Below are 6,578 nucleotides of genomic sequence, written 5' to 3' on the forward strand. Positions count from 1 at the left end.
CCGATCCACCAGTTTACGGCGTCCCGCGCGCCCGCCTCACGGATGCGGCGAACCCTCGGCCAAGCTCCGCCCACCGGCGTGTCTGGAAGCCGATTCGGCACATAAACAGACCTAGGTTGGTCCCTGTGGAGCAACACAGAACGCATCGCCCGAACGACGGACCGCGACGTGGCGTGCCCTCGTCATCTCCGCTGCCGGCGCAGGCACGGCGCAGGCCCGCCGGGGAGCGACGGCCCGCGCCCGCTGCTCGGCACCTGCCGAACCCCCGGCTGACCGGGCTCGGCAGCGGACTGTTCGGTCTCGCGGCGATGTTCCTGATCGGCTGCCTGGACGCGCTGGTGTTCGGCGCGTCCCCGGCGGTCTACGGTGTGCTGTTCCTGCCGGTGTGTGTGCTGACCGCGCTGTGGGTGCGCGCGGGTGACGTGCTGAGCGCGCCCGTCGTGGCGCCGATCGCGTTCGCCGTGGGGCTGCTGCCGGTCGCCGAGGGCGGCGGGGGGCTCCCCGGCCGGCTGATGGGGCTGGTCACCGGGCTGGCCACACAGGCGGGCTGGCTGTACGGCGGGACGCTCGCCGCCGCGGCGGTCGTGCTCGTGCGCCGGGTGCGGTGGGTACGGGGACACCGCCGGCGCGGCTGACCCCGGACGCCCGGTGCGGTAGGTGCGGCGGGTACGAGGACACCGGTGGCGCGGCTGACCCGGGACGCCCGGCGCGGTGGGTACGAGGACACCACCGGCGCGGCTGACCCCGGACGCCCGGCGCGGTAGGTGCGGCGGGTACGAGGACACCGCCGGCGCAGCTGACCCCGCACGCCCGGCGCGGTAGGTGCGGCGGGTACAAGGACACCACCGGCGCCGCTGACCCCGCACGCCCGGCGCGGCGGGTACGACGACACCGGCGGCGCAGCTGACCCCGCACGCCCGGTGCGGCGGGCGCAGGGTGCGGAGGGCGCCGGCAGCCCGGCCGGTCCCGCACCCCCTGCGCCGCACGCCGTACCCGGCCGTACCCGTCAGGCGTGCTGGGCCGCTCGCATCGCCGCGCCCACGATTCCCGCGTTGTTCTGCAGCTGCGCGGGGACGATCTCGGCCTGGACGTCCTCCAGGAGGTGCAGGAACTTCTGCGCCTTGCGGCTGACCCCGCCGCCGATGATGAACAGCTCCGGGGAGAACAGCATCTCCACGTGCGCCAGGTACTTCCGGACGCGGTGCGCCCACTGCTCCCAGCTGAGGTCGTGGTCCTCCTTGGCCTTGCTGGAGGCGCGCCTCTCGGCGTCGTGGCCGTTCAGCTCCAGGTGGCCCAGCTCGGTGTTGGGCAGCAGGGTGCCGTCGACGAAGACGGCGCTGCCGATGCCGGTGCCGAAGGTGAGAAGGATCACCGTGCCCCGGCGGCCCTTGCCGGCGCCGAACTGCATCTCGGCGACGCCCGCCGCGTCCGCGTCGTTGACCACGGTCACCGGCAGGCCGCCGAGCCGGTCGCTGAACAACGCGCGCGCGTCCGTGTCGATCCAGCTTCTGTCGACGTTCGCCGCCGTACGGACCGTGGCGCCGCCGGTGACCACTCCGGGGAAGGTCAGGCCGACCGGGCCGGTCCAGCCGAAGTGTTCGACGACCTGCCTGACCCCGTCGGCCACGCCGTCGGGTGTCGCCGGGTGCGGGGTGAGCACCTTGCAACGCTCCTGGGCCAGGTCCCCCCGGTCCAGGTCCACTGGGGCGCCCTTGATCCCGGATCCACCGATGTCCACGCCGAAGATCTGCATGGCTCCACGTTACGACGGGCCACCAGCGGTCATGCCCCGGACGTCCCGCTCCCGCCGCGCTCTGCGACCAGCGCCGCCGCCTCCTCGCGCAGGTCGCGGCGGAGCTCCTTGGGCAGCGAGAAGGTGATGGACTCCTCGGCGGCCTTGACCAGCTCCACGTCCGCGTAGCCGCGCTCGGCGAGCCACTCCAGGACCTGCTCGACCAGCACGTCCGGCACGGAGGCCCCGGAGGTGACGCCGACGGTGCTCACGCCCTCCAGCCAGGCCTCGTCGATCTCGTCGGCGAAGTCCACCAGGTAGGCCTCGCGGGCGCCGGCGAGCTTGGCGACCTCGACCAGCCGCTTGGAGTTGGAGGAGTTGCGCGAGCCGACGACGATGACCAGCTCGGCCTCGGCGCCCATCTGCTTCACGGCGAGCTGCCGGTTCTGCGTGGCGTAGCAGATGTCGTCGCTGGGCGGGGAGACGAGCCCGGGGAACTTCGTCTTCAGGGCGTCGACGGTCTCCATGGTCTCGTCCACGGAGAGGGTGGTCTGGGAGAGCCAGACGACCTTCGACGGGTCGCGGACCTCGACCTTCTCGACGTCCGCGGGGCCGTCGACCAGCTGGATGTGGTCGGGTGCCTCGCCGGAGGTGCCGATGACCTCCTCGTGCCCCTCGTGGCCGATCAGCAGGATGTCGTAGTCCTCGCCCGCGTACCGCACGGCTTCCTTGTGGACCTTGGTGACCAGGGGGCAGGTGGCGTCGATGGTGGCGAGCCGGCCCTGCCGGGCCTCCTCGTGCACCACGGGGGCGACGCCGTGCGCGGAGAACATGACGATGTTGCCGGGCGGCACCTCCTCCGTGCGCTCGACGAAGATCGCGCCCTTCTTCTCCAGGGTCTGCACGACGTACTTGTTGTGGACGATCTCGTGCCGGACGTAGATCGGGGCCCCGTACTGCTCCAGGGCCTTCTCGACGGCGATCACGGCGCGGTCGACGCCGGCGCAGTAGCCCCGGGGGGCGGCGAGCAGGACACGGCGGCCAGAGGAAGCGGTCATGGGTCCCATCGTAAGGGTGCGTTCGGCGGCGCCGGGATCGCTTCCCCGCGCCGCCGCGGGGAAGACCGAGGCGTATGTCCGACACCGGAACGACAGCTTCCACGACCGGCGCGCGGGACGGGCTGCGACGCGGTCTCGGCCTCCGGGCTGGACGCCCGCTCGCACGGCGCGGTGGCGCTGGTGTACGCGGTGGCCACGGTCGCCATGGGGTTCACCGCGTTCAGCTACGCGCAGATGGTGCGGGTCGTACCGCAGGCGGGGTCGGTGTTCGCCTACGCGCGCGGGGCTCGGCGACGCTGCCGGGTTCGTCGCGGGCTGGATGGCGGCGCTGGACTACGTGCTCGTCCCGGCGGTGGCGTACCTCTTCTCCGGCATCGCGATGAACGCGCTGGTCCCCGGGGTGTCCCGGTGGGCGTGGACGGCGCTGGCCGTGGTCGTCACGACGCTGCTGAACCTGCGGGGGGTACGGGCCGCCGCGCGCGTGGGCTTCGCCGTCCTGGCGCTGGAGGTCGTGGTGCTGCTGGTGTTCGCGGTCTCGGCGGTCGTGGTGCCGGCGCGGGACGGGGCGCAGCGGGGCTGGCTATCGCCGCTGACCGGGGACGGCACGCAGGGCGCGTTCGCGCTGTCGGCGGTGTTCGGCGCGGTCTCCGTGGCGGTCCTGTCCTACCTGGGCTTCGACGCGATCGCGACGTTCGCCGAGGAGGTCACCGGAGGTTCGGCGAAGGTGGCGCGGGCGCTGCTGTTCTGCCTGGCGCCGGCCGGGGTGCTGTTCGTGGCGCAGACGTACCTGGTCGCGTTGCCGGAGCCGACGACGTCCGCGCGGCTCGCGCACGATCCCGCGTCGCAGGGTTCGGCGTTCTACGACGCGGTGGACTCCGCCGTCGGCACGTGGCTGCACGACCTGGTGGCCGCGAGCAAGGCGATCGGCGCGGCGTTCGCGGCGCTGGCCGGGCAGGCGGCGGCCGGGCGGCTGCTGTTCGCCATGGGCCGCGACCGGAGGCTGCCCCGGGCGCCGGCCCGGACGGACGCCGGGGTGCCGCGGGTGGCGCTGCTGTGCGCGGCGGTGGTGACGCTGGTGGCCGCGGGGTGGGCGGCGCGGCGGGACGACCGTCTGGACCGGCTCGTCTCGGTGGTCGACATCGGGGCGCTGTCCGCGTTCACGCTGCTGCACGCGAGCGTGGTGGGGTACTTCGTGGTGCGGCGGGGGGAAACGAGCTGGTGGCGGCATGTGCTGGTGCCGGTGGCGGGGGCGGTGATCACGGTGGCGGTCGTCGTGGAGGCGTCCGGGGTGGCGCAGGTGGTGGGGGCGGCCTGGCTGGTGGCCGGGTTGCCGGTGCTGGTGGGTCAACGGGGGCGGCGGGAGGTGCGCGGGTAGGCGAGGGCCCCCGCGGGGGCGCCGGTGACGGCGCGGGGAGCCCGCGCGAGCACCCCGGAGGCGGTCGTTCCCGGCGACGCGGTCCTTCCCACGGCGCGCGGTCCCGTTGTCCGTGGGGGCCGTTAGGCTCGGCCGCATGGCTGTGAACACGTCCCCGGAGTCCCCCCTGCCCGTCGGCGAGGTGTCGCGGCTGATCGGGGGGTGGATCGACCGGCTCGGCGCGGTGTGGGTCGAGGGGCAGATCACGCAGCTGTCGCGCCGGCCGGGCGCCGGTGTGGTGTTCCTGACGCTGCGCGACCCGTCGTACGACATCTCCGTCAGCGTGACCTGCTACCGCCAGGTCTTCGACACGGTCGCGGACGTCGTCGGCGAGGGTGCCCGCGTGGTCGTCCTGGCGAAACCGGAGTGGTACGCGCCGCGGGGCCAGCTCTCCCTGCGGGCCGCCGAGATAAGGCCGGTCGGCGTCGGCGAGCTGCTGGCCCGGCTGGAGCAGCTGAAGAAGGCGCTCGCGGCGGAGGGCCTGTTCGCGCCGGAGCGGAAGAAGCCGCTGCCGTTCCTGCCGCAGCTGATCGGGCTGGTGTGCGGCCGGGCCTCCGCCGCGGAGCGGGACGTGCTGGAGAACGCCCGGCACCGCTGGCCCGCCGTCCGCTTCGAGGTGCGCAACGTCCCCGTGCAGGGCGTGCACGCCGTTCCCCAGGTCGTGCAGGCGGTCAAGGAACTCGACGCGGTCGACGAGGTGGACGTGATCATCGTCGCGCGCGGCGGGGGCAGCGTGGAGGACCTGCTGCCGTTCTCCGACGAGCAGCTGGTGCGGGCCGTGGCGGAGTGCCGTACGCCCGTGGTGTCCGCGATCGGGCACGAGCCGGACAACCCGCTGCTGGACCACGTCGCCGACCTGCGCGCCTCCACGCCCACGGACGCGGCCAAGAAGGTCGTACCGGACGTCGGCGAGGAGCTGGAGCGGGTGCGGATGCTGCGGGACCGGGCGCGGCGCTGCACGGCGGCGTTCCTGGAGCGGGAGCAGCGGGGGCTGGCGCACGCGCTGGCGCGGCCGTCGGTCGAGGATCCGCACCGGATGATCGACGAGCGCGCCGACCACGTGGCCGCGTTGCTCGACCGCGGGCGGCGGACCGTGGGGCACCTGCTGGACCGCGCCGAGTCGGAGCTCACGCACACGCACGCGCGCGTGGTGGCCCTCTCCCCCGCGGCGACGCTCCAGCGCGGTTACGCGGTGCTGCAGCGGGCGGACGGGCACGTGGTGCGCGGTCCGGACGAGGTGACGGCGGGCGAGGCGCTGCGGGCCCGCGTCGCGGAGGGTGAATTCACAGTGAAGGTGAGCGAATGACGAGCAAGGTGGACGAGGCGCTCTCGTACGAGCAGGCGCGGGACGAGCTGATCGAGGTCGTGCGGCGGCTGGAGGCGGGCGGGACGACGCTGGAGGAGTCCCTGGCGCTGTGGGAGCGCGGCGAGGAGCTGGCCAAGGTGTGCCGGCGCTGGCTGGAGGGGGCCCGGGCCCGGCTGGACGCGGCGCTGGCCGAGGAGGAGGAGACGGAGCAGGCCGAGGACTGAGCGGGGCGCGCGCTGTGAGGCGGGTCACCGCACCCCCGCTTTAGTTGAAGGTTAAACCTCATCTGTCGTAGGGTCGTGCCGTCAGCCGGTCCGGGCTCCGGACCGGACGCGCATCCGAGGAAGTCACATGTCTCTCGTTCTTGACCCCGCTGCCCAGGACCTGCTGTTCCGTGAGGCCCGCACCGCGAACACCTTCACCGACGAGCCGGTGACCGAGGAGCAGGTCCAGGCGATCTACGACCTGGTCAAGTACGGCCCGACCGCCTTCAACCAGAGCCCCCTGCGCATCACCCTGGTCCGCTCCCCCGAGGCCCGCGAGCGCCTGGTGCAGCACATGGCCGAGGGCAACCAGCCGAAGACGGCCGCCGCCCCGCTGGTCGCGATCCTCTCCGCGGACAACGAGTTCCACGAGGAGCTGCCGGCCCTCTTCCCGCACTTCCCGCAGGCCGCGGACCTCTTCTTCAGCGAGCGTCCGGCCCGTGAGGGCGCCGCCGCGCTGAACGCCGCGCTGCAGGCCGCCTACTTCATCATCGGCGTCCGTGCCGCGGGCCTGGCCGCCGGCCCGATGACCGGTTTCGACTTCGAGGGCGTCCGCAAGGAGTTCCTGGACGACGACCACACCCCGCTGATGGTCGTCAACATCGGCAAGCCGGGCCCGGACGCCTGGTTCCCGCGCTCCCCGCGCCTGGCGTACGAGGACGTCGTCACGACCGTCTGAGCAGCCCGACCGCGGGGGGGGGGGGGGGGGGGGGGGGAGGGGGGGGCGGGGGGGTGGGGGGGGGGGGGGGGAGGGGGGGGGGGGGGTGGAGGGTGGGGACCTGCGCCGCCTTCCACGGCAGAGCGG

6 protein-coding genes and 1 pseudogene are annotated in these 6,578 nt (G+C 73.9%); 5 read left to right on the plus strand and 2 right to left on the minus strand.

Annotated elements, in window-relative coordinates; genetic code table 11:
* Nucleotides 1-125 precede the first annotated feature (125 nt).
* Nucleotides 126-635, plus strand: a complete 510-nt coding sequence (locus ACZ4VF_RS16990) for a DUF6542 domain-containing protein (RefSeq protein WP_467926703.1) — start codon at nt 126-128, stop codon at nt 633-635.
* Between the two features lie 371 nt (nt 636-1,006).
* Here ACZ4VF_RS16990 and ppgK read toward each other — a convergent pair whose 3' ends face one another.
* Both ppgK and ACZ4VF_RS17000 read right to left on the minus strand, forming a co-directional pair.
* Nucleotides 1,007-1,753 (minus strand): polyphosphate--glucose phosphotransferase, encoded by a 747-nt coding sequence (ppgK, locus tag ACZ4VF_RS16995; RefSeq protein WP_467926704.1) that lies wholly within the window; start codon nt 1,751-1,753, stop codon nt 1,007-1,009.
* A gap of 29 nt (nt 1,754-1,782) precedes the next feature.
* The gene (locus ACZ4VF_RS17000) at nt 1,783-2,799 is read right to left on the minus strand and encodes a 4-hydroxy-3-methylbut-2-enyl diphosphate reductase (protein ID WP_467926705.1); all 1,017 of its coding nucleotides are present in this window, start codon (nt 2,797-2,799) and stop codon (nt 1,783-1,785) included.
* Between the two features lie 65 nt (nt 2,800-2,864).
* Between ACZ4VF_RS17000 and ACZ4VF_RS17005 the strand changes: the two are divergent.
* From ACZ4VF_RS17005 to ACZ4VF_RS17020, 4 genes and pseudogenes are all read left to right on the plus strand, one after another.
* Nucleotides 2,865-4,165, plus strand: a pseudogene (locus tag ACZ4VF_RS17005) (APC family permease).
* Between the two features lie 136 nt (nt 4,166-4,301).
* Complete coding sequence (gene xseA / locus ACZ4VF_RS17010) at nt 4,302-5,510, plus strand: exodeoxyribonuclease VII large subunit (protein WP_467926706.1); 1,209 nt, start codon at nt 4,302-4,304, stop codon at nt 5,508-5,510.
* Nucleotides 5,507-5,734, plus strand: coding sequence for an exodeoxyribonuclease VII small subunit (locus tag ACZ4VF_RS17015; RefSeq protein ID WP_189301942.1), 228 nt, complete (start codon nt 5,507-5,509; stop codon nt 5,732-5,734). The genes xseA and ACZ4VF_RS17015 overlap by 4 nt, the downstream gene beginning before the upstream one ends.
* A gap of 127 nt (nt 5,735-5,861) precedes the next feature.
* The gene (locus tag ACZ4VF_RS17020) at nt 5,862-6,452 is read left to right on the plus strand and encodes a malonic semialdehyde reductase (protein ID WP_467926708.1); all 591 of its coding nucleotides are present in this window, start codon (nt 5,862-5,864) and stop codon (nt 6,450-6,452) included.
* The last annotated feature ends 126 nt before the right edge of the window (nt 6,453-6,578 follow it).

It is taken from the genome of Streptomyces sp. NPDC029151, assembly GCF_055564315.1.

What these genes read in the sequence shown, in the direction of transcription:
- ppgK (WP_467926704.1), bottom strand. Translation starts at nt 1,753, where the DNA reads ATGCAGATCTTCGGCGTGGACATCGGTGGATCCGGGATCAAGGGCGCC.
- ACZ4VF_RS17000 (WP_467926705.1), bottom strand. Translation starts at nt 2,799, where the DNA reads ATGGGACCCATGACCGCTTCCTCTGGCCGCCGTGTCCTGCTCGCCGCC.
- xseA (WP_467926706.1), top strand. Translation starts at nt 4,302, where the DNA reads ATGGCTGTGAACACGTCCCCGGAGTCCCCCCTGCCCGTCGGCGAGGTG.
- ACZ4VF_RS17015 (WP_189301942.1), top strand. Translation starts at nt 5,507, where the DNA reads ATGACGAGCAAGGTGGACGAGGCGCTCTCGTACGAGCAGGCGCGGGAC.
- ACZ4VF_RS17020 (WP_467926708.1), top strand. Translation starts at nt 5,862, where the DNA reads ATGTCTCTCGTTCTTGACCCCGCTGCCCAGGACCTGCTGTTCCGTGAG.